This window comes from Candidatus Tisiphia endosymbiont of Nemotelus uliginosus (assembly GCF_964264755.1).
Lineage (GTDB): Bacteria > Pseudomonadota > Alphaproteobacteria > Rickettsiales > Rickettsiaceae > Tisiphia.
In genome coordinates this window covers 1,371,406-1,397,433 of the sequence record NZ_OZ183481.1, presented here as the reverse complement: position 1 = coordinate 1,397,433, position 26,028 = coordinate 1,371,406, and the positions used below count along the sequence as shown (strand labels likewise).

At 32.8% G+C, this 26,028-nt stretch carries 23 protein-coding genes and 3 pseudogenes; 14 read left to right on the top strand and 12 right to left on the bottom strand.

Features of this window, described 5'->3' with window-relative positions; all coding sequences use genetic code 11:
• Nucleotides 1–2: 2 nt before the first annotated feature.
• Complete coding sequence (locus ACFELW_RS07060) at nucleotides 3–1,250, top strand: lipoprotein-releasing ABC transporter permease subunit (RefSeq protein ID WP_375330054.1); 1,248 nt, start codon at nucleotides 3–5, stop codon at nucleotides 1,248–1,250.
• On the top strand, nucleotides 1,243–1,908 hold the full coding sequence (locus ACFELW_RS07055) for an ABC transporter ATP-binding protein (protein ID WP_094649560.1): 666 nt from the start codon (nucleotides 1,243–1,245) through the stop codon (nucleotides 1,906–1,908). The genes ACFELW_RS07060 and ACFELW_RS07055 overlap by 8 nt, the downstream gene beginning before the upstream one ends.
• 54 nt (nucleotides 1,909–1,962) lie before the next feature.
• On the opposite strand, the gene ACFELW_RS07050 is transcribed toward ACFELW_RS07055, so the two are convergent.
• Together ACFELW_RS07050 and metG are read right to left on the bottom strand one after the other, a co-directional pair.
• Nucleotides 1,963–2,463 (bottom strand): methylated-DNA--[protein]-cysteine S-methyltransferase, encoded by a 501-nt coding sequence (locus ACFELW_RS07050; RefSeq protein WP_341759513.1) that lies wholly within the window; start codon nucleotides 2,461–2,463, stop codon nucleotides 1,963–1,965.
• Nucleotides 2,447–4,003 (bottom strand): methionine--tRNA ligase, encoded by a 1,557-nt coding sequence (gene metG / locus ACFELW_RS07045; protein WP_375330053.1) that lies wholly within the window; start codon nucleotides 4,001–4,003, stop codon nucleotides 2,447–2,449. The genes ACFELW_RS07050 and metG overlap by 17 nt, the downstream gene beginning before the upstream one ends.
• Nucleotides 4,004–4,327: 324 nt before the next feature.
• On the opposite strand from metG, the pseudogene ACFELW_RS07040 reads away from it, so the two are divergent.
• The 4 genes and pseudogenes from ACFELW_RS07040 to ftsZ form a co-directional block, all read left to right on the top strand.
• A pseudogene (locus ACFELW_RS07040) lies at nucleotides 4,328–5,818 on the top strand (carboxypeptidase M32).
• A gap of 126 nt (nucleotides 5,819–5,944) precedes the next feature.
• Nucleotides 5,945–6,604 (top strand): DUF2278 family protein, encoded by a 660-nt coding sequence (locus ACFELW_RS07035; protein ID WP_375330052.1) that lies wholly within the window; start codon nucleotides 5,945–5,947, stop codon nucleotides 6,602–6,604.
• Between the two features lie 210 nt (nucleotides 6,605–6,814).
• Nucleotides 6,815–8,197 carry a class II fumarate hydratase gene (fumC, locus tag ACFELW_RS07030; protein WP_375330051.1) on the top strand — a complete coding sequence of 461 codons (1,383 nt, stop codon included), beginning with the start codon at nucleotides 6,815–6,817 and terminating at the stop codon, nucleotides 8,195–8,197.
• A gap of 404 nt (nucleotides 8,198–8,601) precedes the next feature.
• Nucleotides 8,602–9,592 (top strand): annotated as a pseudogene (gene ftsZ / locus ACFELW_RS07025) (cell division protein FtsZ); the annotation flags it as partial.
• Nucleotides 9,593–10,053: 461 nt separating this feature from the next.
• Here ftsZ and hemW read toward each other — a convergent pair.
• From hemW to rpoH, 3 genes are all read right to left on the bottom strand, one after another.
• A complete protein-coding gene (hemW, locus tag ACFELW_RS07020) occupies nucleotides 10,054–11,340 on the bottom strand; it encodes a radical SAM family heme chaperone HemW (RefSeq protein ID WP_375330540.1) in 1,287 nt (428 codons plus the stop codon).
• Between the two features lie 264 nt (nucleotides 11,341–11,604).
• Nucleotides 11,605–12,267, bottom strand: a complete 663-nt coding sequence (locus tag ACFELW_RS07015) for a GNAT family N-acetyltransferase (RefSeq protein ID WP_375330050.1) — start codon at nucleotides 12,265–12,267, stop codon at nucleotides 11,605–11,607.
• A 107-nt stretch (nucleotides 12,268–12,374) separates the two neighbouring features.
• Entirely contained in the window at nucleotides 12,375–13,256 is an 882-nt protein-coding gene (gene rpoH / locus ACFELW_RS07010) for an RNA polymerase sigma factor RpoH (RefSeq protein WP_375330049.1), read from the bottom strand.
• Between the two features lie 122 nt (nucleotides 13,257–13,378).
• Here rpoH and ACFELW_RS07005 point away from each other — a divergent pair, with 122 nt between their 5' ends.
• From ACFELW_RS07005 to ACFELW_RS06980, 6 genes and pseudogenes are all read left to right on the top strand, one after another.
• Nucleotides 13,379–13,951, top strand: coding sequence for a cytochrome c oxidase assembly protein (locus ACFELW_RS07005; protein WP_375330048.1), 573 nt, complete (start codon nucleotides 13,379–13,381; stop codon nucleotides 13,949–13,951).
• Nucleotides 13,952–14,027: 76 nt separating this feature from the next.
• Nucleotides 14,028–14,819, top strand: coding sequence for a type I methionyl aminopeptidase (map, locus tag ACFELW_RS07000; protein WP_341749368.1), 792 nt, complete (start codon nucleotides 14,028–14,030; stop codon nucleotides 14,817–14,819).
• Between the two features lie 9 nt (nucleotides 14,820–14,828).
• Nucleotides 14,829–15,509 (top strand): RadC family protein, encoded by a 681-nt coding sequence (radC, locus tag ACFELW_RS06995; protein WP_375330047.1) that lies wholly within the window; start codon nucleotides 14,829–14,831, stop codon nucleotides 15,507–15,509.
• Nucleotides 15,506–16,525, top strand: a complete 1,020-nt coding sequence (locus ACFELW_RS06990; RefSeq protein WP_341759502.1) for a UDP-phosphate alpha-N-acetylglucosaminyltransferase — start codon at nucleotides 15,506–15,508, stop codon at nucleotides 16,523–16,525. Before radC ends, ACFELW_RS06990 begins: the two co-directional genes overlap by 4 nt.
• Nucleotides 16,506–16,832, top strand: coding sequence for a DUF721 domain-containing protein (locus ACFELW_RS06985; RefSeq protein ID WP_341759501.1), 327 nt, complete (start codon nucleotides 16,506–16,508; stop codon nucleotides 16,830–16,832). Before ACFELW_RS06990 ends, ACFELW_RS06985 begins: the two co-directional genes overlap by 20 nt.
• A gap of 146 nt (nucleotides 16,833–16,978) precedes the next feature.
• Nucleotides 16,979–17,289 (top strand): annotated as a pseudogene (locus ACFELW_RS06980) (IS110 family transposase); the annotation flags it as partial.
• 391 nt (nucleotides 17,290–17,680) lie between these two features.
• Here the strand turns inward: ACFELW_RS06980 and ACFELW_RS06975 are convergent.
• A complete protein-coding gene (locus ACFELW_RS06975) occupies nucleotides 17,681–17,908 on the bottom strand; it encodes a hypothetical protein (RefSeq protein WP_341759500.1) in 228 nt (75 codons plus the stop codon).
• Nucleotides 17,909–18,257: 349 nt separating this feature from the next.
• Here ACFELW_RS06975 and ACFELW_RS06970 point away from each other — a divergent pair, with 349 nt between their 5' ends.
• Nucleotides 18,258–19,088, top strand: coding sequence for an SDR family oxidoreductase (locus ACFELW_RS06970; protein ID WP_375330046.1), 831 nt, complete (start codon nucleotides 18,258–18,260; stop codon nucleotides 19,086–19,088).
• A 61-nt stretch (nucleotides 19,089–19,149) separates the two neighbouring features.
• Here ACFELW_RS06970 and ACFELW_RS06965 read toward each other — a convergent pair.
• The 6 genes from ACFELW_RS06965 to ACFELW_RS06935 form a co-directional block, all read right to left on the bottom strand.
• Nucleotides 19,150–19,913, bottom strand: a protein-coding gene (locus ACFELW_RS06965) for an IS5 family transposase (RefSeq protein ID WP_375329687.1) whose coding sequence is annotated in 2 segments (ribosomal slippage) — nucleotides 19,150–19,556 and nucleotides 19,556–19,913 — 765 coding nt in all. Because the reading frame shifts where the segments join, the coding sequence is not laid out codon by codon here.
• A 54-nt stretch (nucleotides 19,914–19,967) separates the two neighbouring features.
• Nucleotides 19,968–20,189, bottom strand: coding sequence for a hypothetical protein (locus tag ACFELW_RS06960; protein ID WP_375330045.1), 222 nt, complete (start codon nucleotides 20,187–20,189; stop codon nucleotides 19,968–19,970).
• 382 nt (nucleotides 20,190–20,571) lie between these two features.
• Entirely contained in the window at nucleotides 20,572–22,857 is a 2,286-nt protein-coding gene (locus ACFELW_RS06955; RefSeq protein WP_375330044.1) for an N-6 DNA methylase, read from the bottom strand.
• A gap of 270 nt (nucleotides 22,858–23,127) precedes the next feature.
• A complete protein-coding gene (locus tag ACFELW_RS06945) occupies nucleotides 23,128–23,802 on the bottom strand; it encodes a TIGR02281 family clan AA aspartic protease (RefSeq protein ID WP_375330538.1) in 675 nt (224 codons plus the stop codon).
• A gap of 26 nt (nucleotides 23,803–23,828) precedes the next feature.
• On the bottom strand, nucleotides 23,829–24,551 hold the full coding sequence (locus ACFELW_RS06940) for an amino acid ABC transporter ATP-binding protein (RefSeq protein WP_094649421.1): 723 nt from the start codon (nucleotides 24,549–24,551) through the stop codon (nucleotides 23,829–23,831).
• Nucleotide 24,552: 1 nt separating this feature from the next.
• Complete coding sequence (locus ACFELW_RS06935) at nucleotides 24,553–25,299, bottom strand: MBL fold metallo-hydrolase (protein WP_375330043.1); 747 nt, start codon at nucleotides 25,297–25,299, stop codon at nucleotides 24,553–24,555.
• A 39-nt stretch (nucleotides 25,300–25,338) separates the two neighbouring features.
• On the opposite strand from ACFELW_RS06935, the gene ACFELW_RS06930 reads away from it, so the two are divergent.
• Nucleotides 25,339–25,980, top strand: a complete 642-nt coding sequence (locus ACFELW_RS06930; RefSeq protein WP_375330042.1) for a phosphatase PAP2 family protein — start codon at nucleotides 25,339–25,341, stop codon at nucleotides 25,978–25,980.
• Nucleotides 25,981–26,028 lie beyond the last annotated feature (48 nt).

Sequence of the window (26,028 nt, the reverse complement as noted above, 5' to 3'; positions counted from 1 at the left end):
TAATGATAAAAAATAATTTTATTCTAAAAGTAGCAGTCCGATATTTTAGAGCCAAGAAGAATGAGAAATTTGTTTCTATTATTTCTGGTTTTTCTTTGATCGGTGTAACCATTGGCGTTGCCGCATTGATCGTGGTCATGTCCGTTATGAACGGTTTTCATTATGAATTAACTAAAAACATTATTGGGCTTAATGGTGACATTAGCATAACCCCATTATCACGTTTTATAGCAAATTATGATGAAATTAACAAAAAGTTACTTAGTAAAAATTATATAAAACATATTTCTCCAAGCGTTGTGGGTCAAGCTCTAGCCCTAGGTAACAGAGCAAATAGTGGTGCGGTAATTAAAGGTATAGATTTAAGTGAACTCAAATATAAAAATCAGATTTTACAAAATGTTAATACCGGAGATTTTGCTGATTTTTCTGGTAAAGATGTGGTGGCAATTGGTAATGAACTTGCTTATAACCTAGGAATTCAAGCAGGAGACAAAATAAAATTAATTTCTCCTAATTCAATTTCTACTGCCTTTGGTAGTATGCCTAGATCTAAAGAGTTCATGGTTGTGGCTACTTTCACTAGCGGTGCATATGATTATGATGCGGCAACTATTTTAATGCCGCTTATTGCCGCACAAAATTTCTTGTCTTTTGGTGAAGTTATTAATCTAATCGAGGTAATAACAATAGAACCGAGTAACGCGGGAATTTATGCTTGGGAGATACAAAATATTTTAGGCTCAAAATTACGAGTGATAAGTTGGCAAAAATCGCATCTACAGTTTCTAAATGCTTTAGCTGTTGAGAGAGTAGCAATGTTTACTATTCTTTCCTTAATTATTATGGTAGCAGCCTTTAACATCGTTTCTAGTTTGTTTATGTTGGTTAAAGACAAAACCTCAGATATTGCAGTGCTGCGTACTATTGGTGCAAGTACTCGGCAGATTATGCTTATTTTTATTTGTAACGGCATGTTTATCGGTGTACCAGGTACTGTTTTAGGTATAATATTGGGTACAAGCTTTGCTTATAATATTCAGTCTATTAAAAATATTTTGGAAAAAATAACTGGTACTAAAATTTTTGAAGCAGCAATTTATTATTTATATAGTCTACCATCGAAGGTAAAAATGGAAGATATAACATTAGTGGCAAGTATTTCTATAGTTTTATGTTTTTGTGCAACAATTTATCCGGCATATAAAGCTGCTAAATTGAATCCTGTGGATGCCCTTCGTTATGAATAAAGCTGTATTAACATTAAAAAATATTTCTAAAAAATATCAGCAGGGAAAATCTATTGTTGAAGTATTAAGTAATGTTAACTTAACTGTAATGCAAGGAGAATTAGTTGCCATAATAGGTTCTTCTGGTAGTGGTAAGTCAACTTTACTGCATATAGCTGGTTTACTTGATACCCCGAATAGTGGTGTGGTAGAAATAAATTCAATAAATTATTCCCAGAATTATGCTCATATAATAAGATTGCATAATATAGGTTTTATCTATCAACGACATCATTTACTCAAAGATTTTACTGCCTTAGAGAATGTAGCAATGCCAAAATTGATTGCTGGTAATAATCGTAAATCCGCTTTCAGGGAAGCAGAAGAGTTGCTAGTAGAGTTAGGGCTGGCTAATAAAATACATAACATGCCGGGTGAGTTATCTGGTGGCGAACAACAAAGAGTAGCTATTGCCCGTAGTTTAATTAATAATCCTCAAATTATTTTAGCTGATGAACCTACCGGTAATCTAGATCCTAATACAGCTAATGAGGTTTTTAACTTATTACTCAAAACTGTTAATCAAAAGAATACTTCTATTATTGTGGTAACTCATAATCATGAAATGGCAAGTAAAATGCATAGAGTGTATCAATTAAAATATGGTGAATTGCTATAGCTAACCTGATAAGTATTTATCTATAGCAAACTGGTGTCTATTAGCTAATAACACTTAACTTTTTTCTAGTTCTAAAAGTTTCTTCTTGAGATCAAGCCCCCCAGCGTAGCCAGTTAGTTTGCCATCAGTACCTATAATTCTATGACATGGCACTATGATTGACAGAGCATTACGTGCTACAGCATTTGCTACTGCACGTACAGCTTTAGGAGCAAATATTAAATCCGCAATATTCTTGTAGCTTATCACTCTACCATAATGGATAGTAGAGATGGTGGACCATACCTTTTCTTGGAAATTAGTTCCAGTGAAACGGTAAGCTATGGTAAATTCCTTTCTAGCACCATTTATGTATTCTATTAATTCTTGGTAAATTTGCTCAAATATGCTAGAATTTTGCTGCTCATGATAATCACTGCTTAAAATTGGCATGTGTCTCTGCCCAACAAAATATAAACCTGTTAAGAAGTTGCCATCCGCTATCAATAACATCCTCAAATGATTTGAAGATGTTAGAGTAATTGGTAAATCTATATATCTATATATTTTGGTCATTTGTACTAAATATCTCCTGAAATCTTGGAAATATAGCTTCTGGCTGACTAATGATGCTGCCTGGAGTTAAACTAAACTCCTTGGTTAAATGTTTAAACATTCTCTGGCTCTCTGGCACAGCAAGCTGATCAAGCATTTTACTAGCTGAATCAGGGATAAATGGTTGCAACATTACAGCAATATATCTTAGCGTTTCAAGTAGCGTATATAGCACCTTCGCCATCTTTATAGGATCAGTTTTTTTTAACTGCCAAGGGGCTTCTCGATCTATGTAAATATTTGCTTCTTCAGTTAAAGTAATAATATTTTCTAACACCGAGTTCATATCAAATCTATCCATAAATATTAAATTTTCTGATATAATTTGTTGTGATATTTTAATTAAAAATGATTCATAAATGTCGTTGATAGATTCTTGGCTAATTAACGGAATTTTTGCATCATTATTCTTATAAACAAAGGCTAGAGTTCTTTGCAACAAATTACCAATTTTATTAGATAACTCACTATTGGTTCTATTAACAAAACCACTTCGAGAATAACTTCCATCTGAGCCAAATATTATCTCTCTCATCAAATAATATCTAACTGGGTCTAAACCAAATTCTTTTATTAACTGCAGTGGGTCAATTACATTTCCTATAGATTTCGATATTTTTTGTCCCTCATTAAGCCACCATCCATGTGCCATAATACATTTTGGCAGCGGCAATCCTGCTGCCATCAAAAATGCTGGCCAATATACTGCATGAAAACGCAATATATCTTTACCAACCACATGCACATCAGCTGGCCAAAATTTATTATATTGGCTTGTATCATTTGGGTATCCTAAAGCTGAAATATAGTTTGTTAACGCATCAAGCCATACATATATTATATGCTGTTCATCATTTGGCACTTTAATTCCCCAGTTAAAGCTAGAACGCGATATAGAAAAATCATGCAACCCTGATTTCACAAAGCTAATAACCTCGTTACGTCTGGTATTTGGTCTGATGAAATCAGGATTGGCATCGTAAAAATCCAATAATTTATCTTGCCATTTTGATAAAGAAAAAAAGTAACTTGGTTCTTCAAGCCATTCAACAGGAGCTTGAGTTGGAGCTAATCCGTCGGCTGTTAATTCTGATTCATTATAAAATGTTTCGTCACGTACAGAATACCAACCTTTATAGCTACCTAGGTAAATATCACCATTATCAAGTAATGTCTGCCACAAACTACTTACCGCTTGCTTATGCCTAGCTTCTGTGGTTCTAATAAAATCATTATTAGAAATGTTCATTGAATGCATTAATGTCCGAAAAGTTTCAGACAGCGTATCAGTAAATATTTGCGGCTCAACATTTTTGGCAATAGCCGATTTTTCTACCTTCTGACCATGTTCATCAGTACCTGTTAAAAACATCACATCTTTACCTGATAAACGCATAAATCTTGCTATTACATCAGATGCAACACTTGTATAAGCATGCCCTATGTGAGGTATATCATTGACATAATAAATCGGTGTAGTAATGTAATATGTATTTTTCATAATGGTCAATTTATAATAACATAAATTTGTTATAATTAATTATCCAAAAATTGGATAATTGCAATTAACCCGATTAACATTACTTTCAATTCACAACGTCATTGCGAGGAGCTACTTTAGTAGCGACGAAGCAATCCATTTTGGTTACTTTTGTGGATTGCTTCGTCTATCTAAGGTCTTTCTCGCAATGACGCTGTGAATTGAAAGTAATGTTAGTCGAGTTAGTTATATATGTAAAAAAATCAAGTTTTATTATAGTGATTTTTGCTAAACTAGTATACTATAAAAATAGCTAAAACAATTTTTGAATTAGGGAATAATTATATGAAACATTATACATTGTTAGAACAAGAATTAGAGCAAATCTTTCAAATTAATAACGTGATTAGTATACTTTATTGGGATATCGCAGTAAACATTTCGCAAGGATCGATTGATAGTAGAACAAACGAAATATCACTATTATCTTCCATAGCACATTCTAGATTAAAATCACCAAAACTTGGTGAATTAATACAGACTGTTTCTGAAAACCAAAATATGCTAGATATTTGGCAATTAGCAAATTTACAAGAAACAAAAAGACGGATCGTAGAATCTAACTGTATAGATGATGATTTAAGAAAAAAATATGTTACTGCTAGTGCAAAATGTGAGTTAATCTGGCGAAATGCTAAAAAGAATAATGATTATCTATCACTTAAACCTTATCTACAAACAGTATTAGATTGTATACGGGAAATGGCTAAATCTAAAGCCAAAACCCTAAATTGTACTGAATATGATGCTTTACTTGACACATATGACCCTGAGCGTAAACTAGATGAAATTAAAGTAGTTTTTAATAATATTAAAAAAACCATACCGCAATTAATTAGTCAGGTAGTAGAAAAACAAAGCAAAGAACATGTCCTACCTATAGTTGACACTATTAATAAAGAACAACAAAAACTAATTGCCAAAAGGCTTATGGCAATAATGGGGTTTGATTGCACTAAAGGTAGATTAGATGAATCGGCTCATCCATTTTGTCAAGGCACTCCTGATGATATTAGATTAACTAATAGGTATGATGAACGTAATTTTATTTCAGGGATCATGGGAATTATACATGAAACAGGTCATGCTTTATATGAACAAAATCTGCCTAGCAAATATAAGAACCAACCTGTAGGAAAGGCTAAAGGTATGGCTGTCCACGAAAGTCAGTCTTTATTTATGGAAATGCAAGTAGGTAGATCAAGAGAATTCTGTGAATTTTTATCAATGCTACTTAAGGACGAATTCGGATTTAAAGGACAAGAATATTCTGGGGAGAATCTTTACAAATTAATGACCAGAGTAAAACCTAATTTTATTAGAGTAGAAGCAGATGAAGTTACTTACCCAATACATGTAATAGTTAGGCTTGAATTAGAAGAATTATTAATTAGCGGAGAGCTAACTTTGGATGATTTGCCACATTATTGGAATAATAAGATGCAAGAATATTTAGGAATTACTCCACAAACAGATACAGATGGATGCTTACAAGATATACATTGACCAATGGGCAGCTTTGGTTATTTCCCATCTTATACTAACGGAGCAATTATTGCTTCAATGCTGATGAAAAAAGCACAAGAAGTGAACCATAACATAAAAAAAGAAATCACCAGAGGAGAATTCAAAGGTATAAACCAATTCTTGAATAATAATCTTAGAAACTATGGCTCATTAAAAAGTACTAGTGAATTAATTAAAGACGCTACGGGTGAAGATCGAATTAAATCGGAAATATTTTTAAACTATCTCAAACAAAAATATTTATATTAATGCATCTAGATTGACTTATGCAGGAAGTCTAATTTACTGGGTTATCAAAACAACAAATAATCTTAAAATGATTGACTCACCGACAAGTTGATATAATATAAATTAACTCTTATAAAGGATATTGTTATGTTGGCAAACTATTCCTATCTAAAAGGAATCGTATCACAGGATTTAGAAGATCGTACAAAACACACAGAGACTCATCATAATCTTATAGTACAAGCCAACAAATTAGAATATCAAGTAAATATAGATATTCAGTCTGATTCTAGAGCTAATGTTAAACTATACTATGTCGATCAGTTGAATAATAATGAGTTGTTAACTAATTTAGCTAAATTAGGAAATGAGGGATTATTTCGCTTAGATAAGTTAAATCAAGCCTATAGACTTGATTATTTTCGCAGTGGAATTTTGCCAGTAGATTATTTAAAGAATACTTTAGCAAAATCATGGCAAGAAATTTCATCTTTGCTAGACATGCATATTATCCGTGGTACAAAGATATGTATTTTAGGTGAGTCTTATGATGATATCGAAACAAGGGAAGTAGTACCTTATGGATTACAGCTAAAACAACAACATTCTCAACTTCCTCCTAGAGGTATACATGATATACATCTGAATCAGGGGAACTATAACCCACACAGTAAAGATAATGGCATTTATCAGGATGGGGCTATATTCATAGAAACCCCTAATAATAGTATTAAAGCCTTTTTCTTCATGTTTGATGAACAATCTTTGAATACTGATGATTCAGGTAACCCTGTTGATGATGAGTGAATTGACTAACCCGACTTGTCATTGCGAGAAGACCTTACGTCCTCAAGCCGTCATTGCGAGGAGGCGCTAAAAGCGGCGACGCGGCAATCCAAGAAAAAGTGAATAGAAATGGGTTGCTTCGTCGGTCTGGCGACCTCCTCGCAATGACGGTTTGATTAATGACGGTCGGATTAGTTATAAATACAATAAAAGCGAAAAAGAAAAATTTATATGAAAAATTATAGAATTGAAACCGATTCATTTGGAGAAATCAAAGTAGACGATCAATTTTACTGGGGGGCGGGAACTCAAAGGTCTCTTGAGAATTTTAAGATAGGCGAGCAAAAAATGCCTATTCAGTTGATTAAGGCACTAGCAATTTTAAAAAAATGTGCAGCAAAGGTCAATAAAGAATTAGGCGATCTTAAGCCTGAGATATCAGAAGCAATAGATCAAGCTACCTCTAGAATATTAAAAGGGGAATTTGATGATCAATTTCCTTTAGTAGTATGGCAGACTGGCTCTGGTACTCAGACTAATATGAATATCAATGAGGTAATAGCCTCTATTGGTAATGAACAATTAGTAGGCAAGAAGGGTGGTAAATCGCCAATTCATCCAAATGATCATGTAAATATGGCACAATCATCCAACGACTCATTTCCAACTGCTATGCATATCGCAACCATACTCGCTAGTAAACAACAATTAATTCCAGCATTAACCAGCCTACATTCGGCGTTAAATACCAAAGCTACAGCTTGGAATAATATAGTTAAGATAGGACGTACTCATTTGCAGGACGCTACGCCAATAACGCTTGGGCAAGAATTTTCTGGTTATGTAACGCAAATAGCCTATGCCATAGAACGAGTTGAGGAATCACTAAAAAGAGTATATTTTTTAGCACAAGGTGGAACTGCAGTGGGGACTGGTATTAATTGCCGTAAAGAATTTGCTGTAAGATTCTCTGATCAAGTTGCTGCATATACCAACTATCCTTTCAAAAGTGCTGCTAATAAATTTGAAGCATTAGCTACTCATGATGCATTAGTAGAATTTTCTGGTACTCTAAATACCATAGCAGGAAGTTTAATGAAAATGGCTAATGACATTAGGCTATTAGGATCGGGACCAAGATGTGGTTTTGGTGAATTACATTTACCGGAAAATGAGCCTGGTTCTTCAATTATGCCAGGTAAGGTTAATCCAACACAAATTGAAGCATTGACTATGGTTTGCGTGCAGGTTATGGGTAATAATCTTGCAGTAGCTATAGCCGGATCAAACGGTCATCTTGAATTAAATACCTTTAAGCCGGTTATAATATATAATATTTTGCAGTCAATAGAGTTGATTTCTGCTAGCGTCAATAGTTTTGTTACGCATTGTATTGAAGGTTTAGAGCCGAATATAGAACGTATTAATAAGCTGAGAGAGCAATCGCTGATGTTAGTGACAGCCTTAAATCCGCATATAGGTTATGATAATGCGGCAAAAGTTGCAAAAAAAGCCTATCAAGAAGGTATAACTTTAAGAGAAGCTGCTATAAAATTAAATTTTTTATCAGGTGAGGAGTTTGATCGCTTAGTGGTAGCAAAAAATATGGTATAGTGAATTAACCTGAATTGGCAACGTTATAAATCCGATTAGTATTTAGCATCAGTGTCATGGTTCAGAGCCACTTTAGTGGCGACAAAGCAATCCAAAAAACGATTAAAATGGATTGCCACGACCACTATGTGGTCTCGCAATGACAGATAACGTCATGGCTCAGAGCCGCTTTAGTGGAATTGATGCAATCCATTTTAATCGTTTTTTGGATTGCTTTGTCGCCACTAAAGTGGCTCTGAGCCATGACGTTGAGGCTAAATACTAATCGGATTTATAACGTTAGCAATTCAAGTTAATTCACTATAATTAGACTGATGCTCTTTATGAAATATATTTTATGGTAGAAATTTTCAGATTCTTTATTATACTAAAAACAATTTATATTTAACAGGTAAAATATTATTATGGCTTTACATCTCAAAGCACCAGAAAATGTAATTCTTAAACCAATTATCACAGTATTTGGTGTTGGAGGAGCTGGTGGTAATGCAATAAATAATATGCTACTTGCCAAATTGCAAGGAGCAAACTTTGTTGTTGCCAATACTGATGCCCAATCACTCGAACATTCCTTATGCGACAACAAAATACAGTTAGGTGTTGCGATTACTAAAGGTCTTGGAGCTGGTGCGTCTCCAGAAATCGGGGCTTTAGCAGCTGAAGAATCAGCTGACGAGATTAAGGGGCATTTAGAAGGTAGCAATATGGTGTTTATCACTGCCGGTATGGGTGGAGGTACTGGTACAGGTGCTTCTCCGGTTGTGGCAAAGATTGCTAAGGAGCTAGGAATTCTTACTGTGGGGGTAGTTACTAAACCTTTTCATTTTGAAGGAAAACATAGAATTAAAACTGCTGAACAAGGTTTACTAGAACTACAAAGATTTGTTGATACTTTGATAGTAATACCGAATCAAAATTTATTTCGTATAGCAAATGAAAATACTACCTTTGCCGATGCCTTTAAAATGGCAGATGATGTATTACATGCCGGAGTCAGAGGGGTTACTGATTTGATGATCATGCCAGGTCTGATTAACCTAGACTTTGCTGACATTAGAACAGTGATGAGTGAAATGGGTAAAGCTATGATGGGTACGGGAGAAGCATCTGGTGAGGATAGGGCGGTTAAGGCAGCTGAAGCGGCTATCTCTAATCCACTATTAGATCATAACTCAATGCGTGGTGCTAGAGGGGTGTTAATTAACATTACTGGTGGTGCGGATATGACCTTATTTGAGGTTGATAGTGCGGCTAATAGAATTAGAGAAGAAGTAGGGGATAGCGATGCTAATATTATTTTTGGTTCAACGTTTAATCAAGAATTAAATGGTGTTATTCGGGTATCGGTAGTTGCTACTGGTATTGATGCTGATCAAGTCATAAGCAACAAACCCCAACCTATTGAATCAGTAACTAGTAATCCTGCAAGTTGTGAACAAGTAGCTAATAACCATGATTTAATAGAGACAACAGTTTTAGAAGAAATTCCAGATTTTGCCCAATATACTGGTGAAAAAGCTAGCTTAGTAGATTCTGGAGTACAGTCTTTAAACTTAAACGTTCAGGCGACATCAATTAATATACCAAATCAGCCAACTATAAGTAGCAATGATGCCAAAGCATCTTTACTCAGTAGAATGTGGAATTCACTAAAATCCAATACTAATCAAAATCAAGAGCAAATCAAAAACCATATTCCTCCAATTTCTCAAAAGAGCGATGTAGACGTTGATGTCCATGATATTCCAGCTTTTTTAAGGAAACCGAAATAATTTGTAAATGTTCACGGATTCTTTCATCATAAGAAAATAGTAAAAAATCTCGAGTACTGCCGACAACCTACTAGTTGGTGGTTTTTATGGACACAACCTTGGTACTATATAACTGTGTAACATTAGACCTTTACTTGTAAGATTAATATGACCTTTATCGCCTAACTCCTCATCCCACTGGAGTAAACCTAGCTTTTTATAGTATGTTGCCTTTTGTATATCCAAAATCTCAAATAATTGTTTACTAGTTCTTTTTTGTATAAGGTCAATATTTATACCTTTTTCAAGACGTAGTTCCATCATCAACATTTCTTCGGTTATTTCTTGCATAGAAAGTTTATTGATATGTTGAACGCCACAGCCCAAACTCTTAACAGTTTGCAACCATTTTTCTGGCTTATGCCACATCATGATACTATAGAGATTAGATGTAAAATCACTATAGTCAATTGATGAGAAGTTGGTGACGTCGTCGCTCAATGCTCGCTTATTACTTATAGGCGTCGCTCCATCGTTCCTAGCCCCAAATTCTCCTGAATTAACTATATAGTACATATTAACTCTACTATGGGCACCTGGGCCTATACCTAGATAATTATCATATTGCCAATATGTCAAATTATGCTTACATTCATGACCTAATATAGCATAATTTGATATTTCATACCTAAGATATCCTTGTGACTTTAAGTATAAATTAGTCCATTCATACTGATCAGCTGCTTGATCTGAGCTTGGTATAGTCAAATTCCCATCGTTAAACAATTTGTAGAATAACGTACCTTTTTCGATGACTAGTTGATATAACGAGATATGACCTGAGGCAAGTTGCATAGCATTGGTTAGTTCGTCTTGCCAACTTTTTAGAGTTTGGTTACTTCTTGCATAAATTAGGTCAAAAGATATTCTGGGAAAAATGCGACGAGCTGTCTCAATAGTTTTGATTGCTTGTCCCACATCATGTTGTCGCCCTAGACTCTTTAAGTCATTTTCTACTAAAGACTGAACGCCAATTGATACCCTATTTATTCCAGCTAATCTAAAGTCTTTAAATTTCTCGGTCTCAAATGAAGTAGGATTTGTTTCTAAAGTAATTTCTGTGTACTCATCTATTGTTGCTAGATTTGCTATTTTGCTAATGATTCCTTCAACAACAAATGGCTTCATTAAAGATGGGGTGCCACCACCAAAAAAAATAGATTTTATATATTTATGACCTATAGTATTCTTGAAATGATTCAGTTCCAACTCATAACATTTCAGCCAATCATTATGGTCTACTTTATCTGAAACATGAGAATTAAAATCACAATACGGACATTTTGATAGACAGAATGGCCAGTGTATATATATCGATAATGGTTCTTTCATGTTTATATAGTCAATTGATGAGAAGTTGGGGACGTCGTCGCTCAATGCTCATAAGCGTCAGTTTAAGAAAATAAAGTAGAAAAGTCGTCATTGCGAGCCACCGTAGGTAGCGTGGCAATCCATTTAATCACTTTTCTGGATTGCTTCGTCGGCTTACGCCTTCTCGCAATGATGCCAATTTACTATGGCTAAATAAATATTGTTGAAAAACAATAAACACATAAATATCCATAAAGTTACGTTATGGTATGTATTTATTCATCATTATAGTATTAAAATTTGAACATCACTAGAGCAATCAGAAAAGTTTTTTAATCGTAATTTTGTATCCCACTCATCTTTAAGTATACTATAGTATACTGTATCTCGGCGTCTATCATCAGGCATGAGAGTGTGGCTTCGCAACACACCTTCTTCAGTTGCTCCAATTTTAACAAGCCCACCTTTAGCTCTTACATTAAGTGCATCTGTTTTAAACTCCACCCTTTCCATATTCAGGTAATCAAACGCAAAATGTAACAAAAGAAACTTTGTATTTTTATTAATACCACTTCCTTGAAATAATGTTTCTATCCAACTCCAACCTATTTCTATCCTGCTGTCTTTCGGAGAATAATTCCCAAAAGCCGTTGATCCAATAGTTTTCCCTGTTTTCTGATCTTCAATAGCAAAATGATATCGCAAACCCAACTTTCTTTGTTGTATGGCGTCATCAATGTAGTCGTTCATATCTTGTACTTGGTGCATTTTAATAGCAAAATATTTCCAAATGGCATAATCAGAATGGAACCGAGCAAACGTGGATATATCCTCTGTGTTTAATGGTCTCAATCTTACTAACGCATTATTGCAGATAATATCATGCTCAAAAAAGCTACCATTATTCTTAGCTAAAGCTAGCTTAAAATTAGTGAATACATTGTCCATATTTTTCCCAGTATTTATGCTAACGTATGACTTAAAGTAATTAGAAAGGATTGCTTCGTCGACCTTACGGTCTCCTTGCAATGACGACTGAAATATCTAAATAGATTTTAAACAGGTGTTGGCACTTGTTGTAGTATAAAGTTTTTCACTTTCTCAAATGCAGTATTTTCAATCTGTCTAATCCTTTCCTTAGAAATTTTATATTCCATACTAAGAATATCGAGGGTTTTTGGAGAATCTGTTAATTTACGCTCAGTAAGAATATGTAATTCGCGATCATTTAAGATCTTCATCGCTTGTGTTAACAAGTTATGCTTATTAGCAGAATCCTCTTGGCTAATTAATCTTAGCTCTTGACTTGGACGAGTTTCTGGTAAAAATTCAATTAATTCGCTACTACTATTATCATCACCATTTACCAAATTGTTCAATGATAAGTCCGGACCAGATAATCTAGCATTCATTTCACTAACTTCATTGGTAGTCACTCCAAGTTCTTGAGCAATTTGAACAAAATCTTGATCTGTGACAGCCCTTGAATATAGGTTGGCAATTTTATGCTTAATTTTACCAAGGCTAAAGAATAATTTTTTTTGTGCTGCCGTAGTACCCATTTTAACTAAAGACCAAGATTTCAAGACATATTCATGGATTGAAGCTTTAATCCACCACAAAGCATAAGTAGACAAGCGAAAACCCAAATCAGGATTATATTTTTTTACTGCTTGCATAAGACCTAAACTTCCTTCTGATACAAGCTCGTTTAGAGGTAACCCATAATTCCTATATCTAATGGCAATTTTTGCTACTAATTTCAAGTGGCTAGTTACTAACTTATGAGCAGCTTCTAGATCATTTTGTTCAAGATAGGCTTTGGCAAGTAAAAATTCCTCCTCTTGTGAGAGTGATGGAACTTTATTAATTTTTTGCAAATATTGATAAAATCCTGATTCTGCAGAAATTACTGGCACACTGATTTTGTTAGTCATATAATACCTTAAAATAGGTTGTTTTATTAAAACGAATATATAATATCATAAGTTTAAGATATTTTAAATAGACTTTTCGTAAAAAGTTAAAATTTGATTTTTTACAATCCAAATAGAGAGAAATGTTTACAGATTCTAATAGACGTTCCAATAGGAAGTTTGCCTTAGCCTTAGTTAGCTTAGCATTTAGTATGGTTTTTTTAAGCTTTGCATCGATACCAATTTATAATTTATTTTGTAAAGTCACTGGTTATGGCGGCACCACCGTAAGACAGGAATTTAATATATATTCCCCTAAAAAGGGAACTAGAATGATAACTATAGAATTTGACTCTAATGTTGATAGTAATTTACCTTGGCGATTTATTCCTAAACAAAGAAGGGCTACAGTTATTCCAGGACAAAATACACTAATTTTTTACGAGTCTGAAAATCTAAGCAACGATGATATAATAGGAACTTCCGTTTATAATGTTACACCCAATAAAGCCGGTAAATATTTTGTTAAAATACATTGTTTTTGTTTTGAAGAACAGTTATTAAAAGCAAGAGAGAAAATGTTAATGCCCGTAACATTTTTTATAGACCATGATTTTGAGGAAGATAAAGAAATGAATGATGTTGAGACAATAACCCTATCTTATAGCTTCTATAAAGTCAGGGTTGTTGAAAAAGATCCAATGAAATTCAAATAATAATTTAAAAAAGTGAAAATTTAGTATATATTTCTACTTTCAATAGATAATTTTAATAAAAAAAGTTAATTATTTTATGACTATAACCATTCATACAGCCGAAGACTTTAAGAAAATGCATATTGCAGGTAAACTTGCTGCGGAAACCTTAGATTTCATTACTAATTATGTAAAACCAGGGGTAAGTACCATTTATTTAAATGATCTTTGCCATGACTTTATTGTATCCAATAATGCAATCCCTGCACCTTTAAACTATAATGGCTTCCCAAAATCAATTTGCACTTCTGTTAACCATGTAGTATGCCATGGTATCCCAAATGATAAACTCCTTAAGAATGGTGATATCATAAACATTGACGTTACCGTAATTGTTGATGGATGGTACGGTGACACTAGTAGAATGTTTTACGTTGGTGATGTCGGAATTAAAGCAAAACGCTTAGTGCAAGTTACTTATGATGCTATGATGATAGGAATTGAACTAGTGAAACCAGGAGTACATTTGGGAACTATCGGAAATGCTATACAAACTTATGTTGAGAAGCATAATTATTCAGTTGTTAGAAATTATACTGGTCACGGGATAGGGCGTATATTCCATACAAAACCGGATGTTCTACATTACGGGAAAGTTGGCACTGGCTTGGTATTAGAAGAAGGTATGTTTTTTACTATTGAACCAATGGTAAATGCTGGACATCACTCTACCCATCTAAGTAAATTAGACGATTGGACAGTTACCACAAGTGATAAATCATTATCAGCACAATTTGAGCATAGTTTGGGGGTAACCAAAGATGGTTTTGACATTTTTACTTTGTCACCAAAACACTTGACATATCCACCTTATAAAATAGATTTATAATAGAACAATATGAAAGATGATACTCCTCATTATATTGGACATAGACAACGTCTAAGGCAACGTATTGTTACGTCTGCAGAAAATCTTGCGGATTATGAATTACTTGAAATGATATTATTTTCTGTAATACCTAGAAAAGATGTAAAACCATTAGCGAAGGAATTACTAACGCGATTTGGTAGTCTGGCTGATTTAATAAATACAGATAAAGAAAAACTACTTAATATTAAGGGGACTAATGATAATTTATACATAAATTTTGTTACTATGCGTGAATTAACTAATAGAATGCTAAAACAAAAAGTAATAAATCAAAATGTCATTAGCTCTTGGAGCATTCTAATAGATTATCTGAAAGCAACTATGGGTAATATGAAAACAGAACAGTTTCGTATCTTATTTCTAAATAAAAAGAATGTCCTGATTGCTGATGAAGTTTTAAGCCAAGGCACCATAGATCAGGCAACAATCTATCCAAGAGAAATAATTAAAAGAGCTTTATTTAATGAAGCTGGGGCAATTACACTGGTACATAATCATCCAAGTGGTGTTAGTAAGCCTTCAAATACTGATATTAAACTAACACACAAAATAGTAGAAACTTGTGCTAATGTAAATATATCTGTCCATGACCACGTAATTATTGCAGCTAATGAATATTTCAGTTTTAAATCTAATATGTTGTTATGAGTGATTTTATTAATTATAATTTTTTATTTTTGTTCTCTTTTATAGCAACAAGTTTTTTTACTTGGCTATTGATTTTTAATCTTCCATCTTTTGGAATGGTGGACATACCAGATCCACGTAGAGTACACAATAAAATTACACCAAGAGGAGGTGGGATTGCTATAGTAATAGTGGTAATAATTGGTCTTATCACCTATGAATATTTTGTAACAGAAATGTTGATAAACTCAATTAAAATTGTACCATTATTACTGATCATTTCTACAATTTCATTTTTAGATGATCTTGTCTCTATTCCTGTATTTATAAGACTAATTATTCACATAATTTGTTCCACAATAAGCATTATATTATTTTTATCTCCAGCATTATTGTTTCATCACGAATTACCACTATATATTGATTTTGTGTTATCCATAATATACTTGATTACCTTTTTAAATATTTACAATTTTCTTGATGGAATAGATGGTATTAGTGGTGCTGAATCTATTCATTTATCCATCACCATATTGATACTTTGTTATTTAAAGTATGATACAATAATAAATATAAATTTTATTATTGTACTTAATATCATTATATTGGGATGTTCTATAGGTTTTTTGATATTTAACTGGCATCCTGCTAAAATTTTTATAGGAGACGTAGGCAGCATAAGTCTAGGATTTTTATTAGGTTTATGTTTAATACTTATTTCAGCTTCTAGTATTCATTTATTTATTGCTTCATCTATTGCTAGCTTATATTATATGACCGATGGAGGACTAACCATATTAATTAGACTACTTAATAAGGAGAAGATTTGGCAACCTCATTTAAAGCATTTTTTTCAAAAGGCAGTGAAAAATGGTAAAAGTCATAGGGAAGTAGTGTGTAGAATTATAATATGCAACATATTGCTGATGGTATTATCCATCACTTCTCTGTATTTTCCTTTAGTATCAACTATTTTTGCTGTATTAGTAGTAATGGTTACAATCATTAATTTTGCCCATGAAACCACTCAGCCATGACATCAACATAATTATTAGAAGAATCTTTGGCAAACAGCACCCATTGCTTGCAGAAATTATGATTAATTGGAATAAGATTGTTGGAGCGAAATTTAGTAGCAAAACTACCCCTCTAAAAATATCTAGAATTAAAGAGAAAGGACAATTAATAAATATTTTACATGTACAAGCAGAAAATTCGAGCATTGCTTTAGAAATATCATACTATCAACAGATAATCATTGAGCGTATTTCGGTTTATCTAGGTTTTAAGGCTATACATAGCATAAAAACTACAATATATGGCACTTTTAACAAAATAATTTGATATAAAGATAAAGCTATGGTAAGAATTAATTAAGCAATAAAGGTAATGGTATGGACCTACCCTATATATATACAGAATGAGAAGCAAATGCTAATCTTCTAGGATAGGAAATGAATCCTAAACAACAATAAGGAGGTCCATATGGAAGTTACCACTGGGCAAGAGAATTAACAAAATTAGGTCATAATGTAAAACTAATGGCTCCACAATTTGTTAAGCCTTATGTTAAAACTAATAAAAATGATCAGCAGATAGCGAAGCAATATGCGAGGCAGTAGCAAGACCTAATATGAGGTTTGTGCCTATCAAAACTGCAGAGCAACAAGATATTTTATTTATTCATAGAGTAAGGCAGCGAGTGGTAAAAAACCTTACTGCACTTGCTAATGAGATCAGGGGATTATTACATGAATTTGGTTTTGTTATTGCACAGGTAAGTAGAAATTTAATAGATTCTGATCCTGAATATGCGAAAGAATGATAATATTGATGGTAAATAAGACAAACCTTAGCTTATGAAAAAACTGAACTGAACAATGGCTCTTTAGAAGTCGAAAAGATGATAAGTATAAGTTTGTAAGCCAGCGAATTCCATCAGGGCTATAGGGTAAATTTAAAGTGATTTATTAACTATAAGCCGGATACATGACTGCATTCGATTTTCTGCTGTTATATATTATTTTTTTCTTGCATTATCTGGTAGGTCCATACAAGGTTCAATGTACTAAAAAGTTTCGATGTTTCTGCAAACTTAACCCTTCTTCCCGACTTCCGTAGTTTTTATTAAGAGGAAGTCTTGCAAGCCTTAGTTTATAAGGGGTATAGATTTTAGGCACAACATTATTTGCTTATTTTAGATATATTTCTATAGCATCTGAGCGTTTAAGATTGAAGGTTTTATAAATCTTCCTTGCATCATTTTTCATGTTGCCTGGTAGCCTATACAAATCTCCTGTTGTTGTATGCCTTAAAATTGAAGATTGTACTCCCACTAATAACTCAACTATATTAGTTACACTGATTTTTTGGGTAAGTGCTACTTTATATTCTATTTGTTTAAGCACAGCAAAACTCATATAGCACATACCAATATGTGCTTCAATTCTCTTACTTGTCCAATGAAAAATTGGTCGCATTTGCAAATTATGCTTATTGATTCTAAATTGTTCTTCAATTACCCATAATCTGCCATTATAATAGGTAATTTACTTTGTAAATAGTTGACTTCATAATAATATACCATTGCTAAAATAAATTCCCTATAGGTTGCTAATGAAAAATCATAGAAAATGATAAGGAAGCCATGCGGTTTTCAAGGAGAAATTTAGTCATTTTTTATAGATGCGACAAAACCAGGAAAAATTATTGACTCATAATTACTTTGTAGTATATTTTTTCCTTTAATAAGGAATAATTAATAGCTATATGAGAATTTCTATTACTATTTTTACATTAATATTTTGTTTTTCAACTTATACTATTGCTGATAGTTCAAGTAGTGCAGTGCTAGTTACTGGATCAACTGGGGCATTTGGAGAGGCAATTTGCTTATCTCTGGCATCAGAAGGATATAATTTATTAATCACTGGCAGAAATGAGAAAAAATTAAAATCTCTCAAAAATAAGTTGCAAACAAAGTATCCAAGTACAAAAGTTGAAACACTAAAAATAGATTTTTCTGATTTTAAAACTATTAAAGCTGCAGCAAATAAAACAGACGGAGTATCACTCAAAGCAATTGTGCTGATTGGTCCAAGACCATCATTACGTAAAAATGGTTTTCCAAGTACACAAGAATGGTCTGAAGAATTTCAAAAAACTTTTGTTGCTCCACTTGAAGTAGTGCGTATATTTGGAGAAAAGATCGAAAATAATGGTAGTATTGTTATAATATCAGGTAGTAGTTCTAAAAATTATTTGCCTAATTATCAGAATACTAATGTATTACGGCTTGCTTGGATAGGTGAAGTAAAAAACCTCGTACAATTCTTTGCTGTTCGTAAAATTCGTGTTAATGCAGTCTCTCCAGGTATAATTTTAACTGAGTATCACAAGAAGAGAATTGAGGAAAAAGCTAAGTTGAATAATACCACTTTTCAAGCACAGCTATCTTTGGATACAGCGGCTATACCTCTTAGATCATATGGGCATACCGACGATGTAGCCAATTTAATATCTTTTTTAATTTCAGATAAGTCTGTACACCTAAATGGCTCAAATATTCTACTTGATGGGGGTGAATCTACTGCTTATTAGGGATAGTAAATATTTTTAGTGATAATATTCCCTGGGTCTTTTGCGATTCTAGGGTATGTCGTCACGAGATTTGAGCCCACATTAGTAAAGCCCTTAAACAAAGACCCGCCATGTATGATTTTGTATTTTTAGCATATCTTGTTGCTATACCACGCCATTCTTTAAATTTTTGAAATGTATTTTCAATAATGTGCCTTAGCTTATATAGATATTTATCTATCTCTCTTTGAATCTTCCTGTTTCTTTTTGATGGTATTACAGGAATTATGTTTGCATTCACAGCCGATTCTATTATGGCGTTTGTATCGTAAGCTTTATCAGCCATAAGATGTTGTGCCTCCATATTCTGGATTAACTCACAAGCTTGAGTACAATCATTTCTGGAACCTTCTGTAACAATAATTCTGACCGGCATACCATACGCATCCACGGCCATATGTACCTTTGTATTGAGCCCCCTTTTGTGCGACTAACCGTTTGATTCCCGCCTTTCGCTCCAAGTCCTGCTTTGTGAGTTTTTACAAATGTAGAATCTATCATTAACCATTCAAAATCAGGAGCATTTATAAAAATATTTAGCAAATTCTCCCATATCCCATTATCACGCCATCTACAGAATCTTCTGTGTACATTCTTCCAATTGCCATAATCAGGAGGCAAATCTCTCCATGGAGCTCCCGTTCTAAATATCCACATCACTGCATTTATAAAAGTTCTATTGTCTCTTGCAATACCTCCCCAACAACCTTTCTGACCAGGTAAATTACTTTCTATCTTATTCCAAAGCTCATCGCTTATATCATGTCTTCTATGTGCTAAACTCATTGCTTCTTATCGCCTATTTTTATTACTACAATTATAATAACAAATCACATAAAATTATGCAATCACAATCTCGTGACGACATACCCTAGCTGAGTCATCATCAGCAAAGAAGCGGCCCTGACCGGAAGCTGTTGCCCGTTCAGCTTTAATCTTTACAATTAAATCCTCTGCTAATGCAACTAATTTGGCTTCTTCTGTATCATCGAAGAATACCCCTAAATGTCGGACAATACGTTGTTTGACATTACCTTTGCTATCTCGGTATCCTTCAACCATGTATTGATTGCCTTGGACTATTTGGTGTTTTTTTATGACGTATGTACATATAGATAACTGTAGAATTAATATGTATAATATATTTTTATATCATAACAAATTGTTTACTAGGCACAACAAACCGCCTAAAAAATCATTTCCCAGCTCTATGGCTCCTCCATATCCTCTTTTCCCATCTTTCAACATTTTCTTGCGGAAGTCTGGAGGATAGTTTAAAAGTCGTAATTTTAAGCCACCAAGATCCAAATTTATTATTTGTACTGTTAATTATAATATAAAGACTATTTATATCCACTTTCTTTAGTTTAATATTATTATTAAGTTTAAAATAATAGTCAACTTACATTTTTCCAACCAATCCTCAAGGACAATTATACTTAATTCATAAATTAGGTAAAATTTCATGTATAGATTCATTAAGATTATTTTTAATTTTCTGAAATTCTTCCGTGATATTATTTAGTTTACTTATTTTTTCTAAAAATTCTTTCATTTCATTTTTTTTAAGTAATGGTATGTGTATATTACAAAGCTGCTCATAAGTTAAGTTTGCTCTAACAGCTCCATACTTTGTATCGTATTTGCCAATAATGGCTAAATAATATTTTGACTTTAAAACATGTAATAAATATTCGGATGGTAGAGTATCTTGGAATTTTTTTAAAACCCTAAAGACAATATAAATACCACTTACATAACCACCGCTTAAATCCTCGAAAACTAAACCTAAAGAACCAACATTAATCCTATGCGGATTATATACCAAATCTCCAGCTTGAACATGCTTATATTTTTGGTTTATGTCCTCGCCTTTTAAAATTTCATTGTCAAAAATACCAATACTATTACTTACCCCTAAAATTCTAAAATCTGTAATTGGCTGTAAAGACGGTTCTATTTTTTCTGTTATCTCCTCAATATAATCACCAAGTTTTATAATATCACCTTTTAAATTAGCAAAAATATCTAAATAATCATAAATCCATAAACTATAGCTATTCTTGGCTATTTCAGTTGATGGTATTATGGCAGATTCAATCTCTGCAACAGCCTTTTTATTATTGAAAGCATCAAGTGCAACTGGTAAATCATTATCCTTAATTGGCTTCTTTCTTGAACCAAGTTCATGACCAACCGCATTAATTGCAAAAAAGAACGTGTCTGAGATCTTTCTGTTTTTCTCGAAATATATAATACTTGTTTTTGTTGGTGTATAAGGTTCAAAAAGCTTTCTTGGCAATGAAACAATAGAAACATTTGATGAGTTATTAAAAATATACTCTCTCACCTTTCCAACATTGCCTCCATCTGAAACAAAGTTTTCTTTTACAAGTAAACAGCCTCTACCACCTGGTTTTAAAGCTTCAAAGCAATGCAAAGGACAAATAGCGTCACCATTATTTGATTGAATAGGATATAAAGACCCAAACCTTGTTTGTTGCGAATATGGTGGATTTGTAATTACAATATCATATTTTTGATTTACATAATCGGAAAGGGTGTCTTGTTTCTTGATATTACTATGTCCATCTCCAAACAAAATCATATTCATTTTTGCAATTCTTGCATTAACAGTAATCTCAGAACCGTAAATTGTTTTTTTTCTTAGAATATTTTGCATCTCGTCGTTAAACGAAGTTCTGATTTTTAAGTATCTAAATGCTTCAATTAAAAATCCTCCTGTACCACAAAAAGGGTCATAAATGGTTTCGCCAATTTTAGGATTAACTATACTTATCATTGTTCTTACAATATTTCTCGGTGTAAAATATTCGCCTAAATCTTTAATTTTGATGCCTTGGTAAGCATTTTTTAAAAAATATTCAAAAGCATCACCATTCACATCACTATCTGAAGCTGTAAGGTTAAGTTTTGAAAGCTCACAAATAATTTCTTCAAAAATATCAGGGGAATTAATAGGGAACGCTTCGCTAAAAATATCGCCATATTTCTTGTTAATCTTAATCCAAACAATATCTTTCACATATTGATACAATTCGTTTCCTTTTTTCTGAGAAAAGGAACTCCATCTAAGATACTCATCTAACTTATTTTCTTCACCTCCCAACATCTTTAGAACAGAAATTTCATCAAGAATTTTTAAAAACAAAATATCAGAAAATGCCCCAAATCTATCAAGACCAGCTTGTAATCCATCCTCTCTTAGTAAATTAGCCGCACTTTTAAAGACCCTAATAAGTTCGTCTCTTGAATGCTGAATGAAATTTACCGCAGATAGTATTTCAGAGCCCTCATTAACAAATCTGAGTGCCGTATGGTGATTTATAAATTGCCTTACATCTTCCCCGTCAATTTTAAGATTACGCCCATTATACAAATATTGGGTTTCAATATAACTTCCATTATAAGCAAATATAAGCGGCGTATTTAGTGGTTTAGCATACAAATTCAATGCTTGGTGCATTGCTAATTGTATACTTTCATTTGGTTTTTTTGCCTCAATTATTATTATTGGTTCGTTACTTCCTTCCTTGTATAGTACAAAGTCAGGTATTTTACCGTTAAGTAATTCTTTTTGTTTGGTAAGTTTCACTCTTTGTTGATAAACGTTACATCTTGGGTCTTTTTCATCGACAATCCAACCAAGATTAGCAAGTTGAACCAGGATATCATGCGTTACAGATGCTTCTAATCTTTTAGTATACATAAAGAATATTCCAATTTTACAAAAAAGCTTGTTGTACCAACAAATTAAATATATCGTAATTATCTCTGTTATTATATCTAAAACAGAACTCATTAACGTATTTTTGTAAGTATTGTGGTGTATAGTCAATTGATAAGAAGTTGGTGACGTCGTCGCTCAATGCTCGCCTATTACTTATAGGCGTCGCTCCATCGTTCCTAGCCCCAAATTCTCCTGAATTAACTATACATCGCTAGAGACTGCCTGCAATCTCCTAGTTTTTGAATAGCTTCACCAACTTAAAATTAACATATCTCGATCTATTCTGAAACTTTTAAAACGCTCTAATACTGACATACCTAGTAGTGATATATCGAGACCACCAGTACCTATATGAGCTTCAATATTTCTAAAGAAAGCTCTGTTATCAATTACTACACTATCTAATTTCACGGGGGCGGCTGTACTAGTACCATTAGCCGTCGAGTAAATTCTAGTGTAATGTAGTTTTGATAAGTCAAACCCTAGCATTTTAGCATCATTAGTAGTAAGGGCAACATCACTTGCTCCGGTATCAATCATAAATTTAATTTTTACTCCATTTACCAATACGTCAATGTAAAAATGTCCGTCGCTACTACGGCTAATCACTAATTCTCCTTGTTTATTGACCCAATTATATGATGGTATTAGTACGGATACGACTCGTTGTGTGGTATAATTTAATTCAAATCTGAAAGCGTAACCAATAATTATGATCAAAAAAATTAGCCCCCAAATTAATAGCTGAATAGAGACGATCTTTATCCCCTTTTGATTAAAGGAATTATAAACGATACTGATAATAATCAAAATCATTACAAAGCAAGATATACTTTTCTGGCTACTCCAAGAGAATCCAGGAAATTGTGCATCTACCAATTTACGTATCAAGAAGGTAATGACCATACTAATACATAAAAGCATTGTTAATTTTATAAGACTCTTATTGCTCACATTAAGTCACCTATATTCTCTAAAAATAATCTTGCTCTATGAGATTTTGGCTTTTCAAAAAATTCTGCGGCTGGCTGATCGGCTAGAACTTGCCCGTGATTCATAAAAATTATCCTATCCGCTATCGCTTTGGCAAATTTGATATGGTGAGTAACAACAATCATCGTCATTTGACTTTTTAATAAAGAGATAATTTCAATAATATCTTTAATATTTTCAGGGTCTAAAGCTGAAGTAGGCTCGTCAAATAACATTACCTCTGGATCCATCATTAAGGCTCGACAAATGGCTACTCGCTGTTTTTGTCCTCCAGATAGATTGATAGGAAAAGCAGTAACTTTTTGTTTTAAACCAAATTGCTCTAATAATTTCTCCGCCTTAGAAATGGCAGTCATCTGCTGCATTTTCAAAATATTAACAGGAGCATATATTAAATTATCCTGAACATTTAAGTGTGGGAAAAGATTAAAAGATTGGAAAACCATACCAATTTTAAGGCAAAGCTTCCTTTTATTCTTTTGAGTTAACTTTTTGTTATCAATAAACACTTGTCCAGTAGTAGGTATTTCTAGCGCATTAATAATTCGTAATAAAGTGGATTTACCACTACCAGAAGAACCTATAATCGCTATAGTTTCCTTTTTTTTGAACTCAAGACTAACATCTTTAACAGCATAAATTTTACTATATTTTTTTGAAACCTTATCAACTACTATCATACTAAACTATAAATTTGTAACCATCATATAGAGGTTTTATATTGCTTGGCAATATTTTTGATATCTCGTGATAATCAATAAAATGATTCATATTAGTTAATAATATTTGTTGCGGTTTGTATTCATATTCCCACTGTAGGATTTTATCTAATCCTGCATGGCAATCATTAGATTCGTATGCCATACAATCTAATATCCACACTTTGATATTTCTTAAGAATGGTTTGGATTCTGTCGGTAAATCTGCCACATCACTAGAATATACAAAATCATCCACTCTAATACCTAAACTATCTATAGGACCATGATGCTGTCTAAAAAATTGTACCTCTATAGTGTTAATTTTAAATTTTGCAAAAAAATCTACCGGTCTTGCAATCAGTCTATCCGGAGCAAATAAGTGTTGGTGATGATTCTCAGTTCTCAATGCTGTAGCATTATCAGTAAAAATTTCTAAAGGTCTTTTCTGAAAGAATGGAAATACACGTAGATCATCAATACCGTTAACATGATCTGCATGATAATGGGTTAATATGGCACTGTCCACTTTTTTAATCTTTTCTCGTAGTAATTGCTCCTTAATGTTGAAACCAAAATCAACAAGAATTTGACTATTACCATCATCCATATATATTGATGATCTAGTTCTTTTATTGTAACTTGAAGTCGAGGTGCATGTATTGCAATCACAATTAATTATCGGTAGACCAAGCGATGATCCACACCCTAGTACTGTTATTTCTAGCATAATATTATTTACTTAAATCAAATAAAATTAAAATTGAAAATGTTTGAACTTTTATATAATTTCCAAGGTCTTAATCAAGAAATATTCTTGTGGATCAATAGCATAACTAACCATTTTAGCATAATAGCTTATATTCTACAAATTATCTCTTATTGTTTTAATATTACCAACTTTGCTATCGCTTATTTGATATATTGTATATATTTTTACACTCAGCTAAAAAAGATTCAAGATTTTAATCATCGTCAGAGCAAATTTTGGGCTATATATAATAAAATGGTAATGATTGGTATAATTTATACGATATTCGGTTGTATTTATGCTCTACTTAAGTTTTCGGTTAATCTACCTAGACCATTTTGCTCATTGCCTATTAATAGTTTTGTAACAATTGCTAATATTGAACTTGAAAGATGTTTGTCTAGTTTTCCAAGCAGTCATTCTGGGTTAGCATTATTGGTTGCCTACTGTATTTGGTCATATATAACAATCAGACAAAAAATTATAGCCATTTTGATTGTTATTTTAGTGGCGATATCACGTATTACTCTTGCTATGCACTACCCAGCTGATATTATTTATAGTTTCCTTATCACCATAATAATTATCATACTTGGCAGAATAGTTTTTAGAATTTTTGCCAATAACTTAATAAAATGGCTAGGAGGCTGCCTGCAATAACTAATTAATTTAATCTTTCATTAATCTACCTAATTTTTATTTTGAATA

Excerpts from the sequence above, each read along its gene's own strand:
- ACFELW_RS06970 (WP_375330046.1), top strand. The coding sequence starts at position 18,258 with ATGAGAATTTCTATTACTATTTTTACATTAATATTTTGTTTTTCAACT.
- ACFELW_RS07055 (WP_094649560.1), top strand. The coding sequence starts at position 1,243 with ATGAATAAAGCTGTATTAACATTAAAAAATATTTCTAAAAAATATCAG.
- ACFELW_RS06985 (WP_341759501.1), top strand. The coding sequence starts at position 16,506 with ATGAAACCACTCAGCCATGACATCAACATAATTATTAGAAGAATCTTT.
- ACFELW_RS06975 (WP_341759500.1), bottom strand. The coding sequence starts at position 17,908 with ATGAGTTTTGCTGTGCTTAAACAAATAGAATATAAAGTAGCACTTACC.
- ACFELW_RS07035 (WP_375330052.1), top strand. The coding sequence starts at position 5,945 with ATGTTGGCAAACTATTCCTATCTAAAAGGAATCGTATCACAGGATTTA.
- ACFELW_RS07005 (WP_375330048.1), top strand. The coding sequence starts at position 13,379 with ATGTTTACAGATTCTAATAGACGTTCCAATAGGAAGTTTGCCTTAGCC.
- ACFELW_RS06935 (WP_375330043.1), bottom strand. The coding sequence starts at position 25,299 with ATGCTAGAAATAACAGTACTAGGGTGTGGATCATCGCTTGGTCTACCG.
- ACFELW_RS07060 (WP_375330054.1), top strand. The coding sequence starts at position 3 with ATGATAAAAAATAATTTTATTCTAAAAGTAGCAGTCCGATATTTTAGA.
- ACFELW_RS07015 (WP_375330050.1), bottom strand. The coding sequence starts at position 12,267 with ATGGACAATGTATTCACTAATTTTAAGCTAGCTTTAGCTAAGAATAAT.
- ACFELW_RS06930 (WP_375330042.1), top strand. The coding sequence starts at position 25,339 with ATGTTTGAACTTTTATATAATTTCCAAGGTCTTAATCAAGAAATATTC.
- metG (WP_375330053.1), bottom strand. The coding sequence starts at position 4,003 with ATGAAAAATACATATTACATTACTACACCGATTTATTATGTCAATGAT.
- fumC (WP_375330051.1), top strand. The coding sequence starts at position 6,815 with ATGAAAAATTATAGAATTGAAACCGATTCATTTGGAGAAATCAAAGTA.
- rpoH (WP_375330049.1), bottom strand. The coding sequence starts at position 13,256 with ATGACTAACAAAATCAGTGTGCCAGTAATTTCTGCAGAATCAGGATTT.
- map (WP_341749368.1), top strand. The coding sequence starts at position 14,028 with ATGACTATAACCATTCATACAGCCGAAGACTTTAAGAAAATGCATATT.
- ACFELW_RS06955 (WP_375330044.1), bottom strand. The coding sequence starts at position 22,857 with ATGTATACTAAAAGATTAGAAGCATCTGTAACGCATGATATCCTGGTT.
- ACFELW_RS06945 (WP_375330538.1), bottom strand. The coding sequence starts at position 23,802 with ATGCTTTTATGTATTAGTATGGTCATTACCTTCTTGATACGTAAATTG.
- ACFELW_RS06940 (WP_094649421.1), bottom strand. The coding sequence starts at position 24,551 with ATGATAGTAGTTGATAAGGTTTCAAAAAAATATAGTAAAATTTATGCT.
- ACFELW_RS07050 (WP_341759513.1), bottom strand. The coding sequence starts at position 2,463 with ATGACCAAAATATATAGATATATAGATTTACCAATTACTCTAACATCT.
- ACFELW_RS06960 (WP_375330045.1), bottom strand. The coding sequence starts at position 20,189 with ATGGTTGAAGGATACCGAGATAGCAAAGGTAATGTCAAACAACGTATT.
- radC (WP_375330047.1), top strand. The coding sequence starts at position 14,829 with ATGAAAGATGATACTCCTCATTATATTGGACATAGACAACGTCTAAGG.
- hemW (WP_375330540.1), bottom strand. The coding sequence starts at position 11,340 with ATGAAAGAACCATTATCGATATATATACACTGGCCATTCTGTCTATCA.
- ACFELW_RS06990 (WP_341759502.1), top strand. The coding sequence starts at position 15,506 with ATGAGTGATTTTATTAATTATAATTTTTTATTTTTGTTCTCTTTTATA.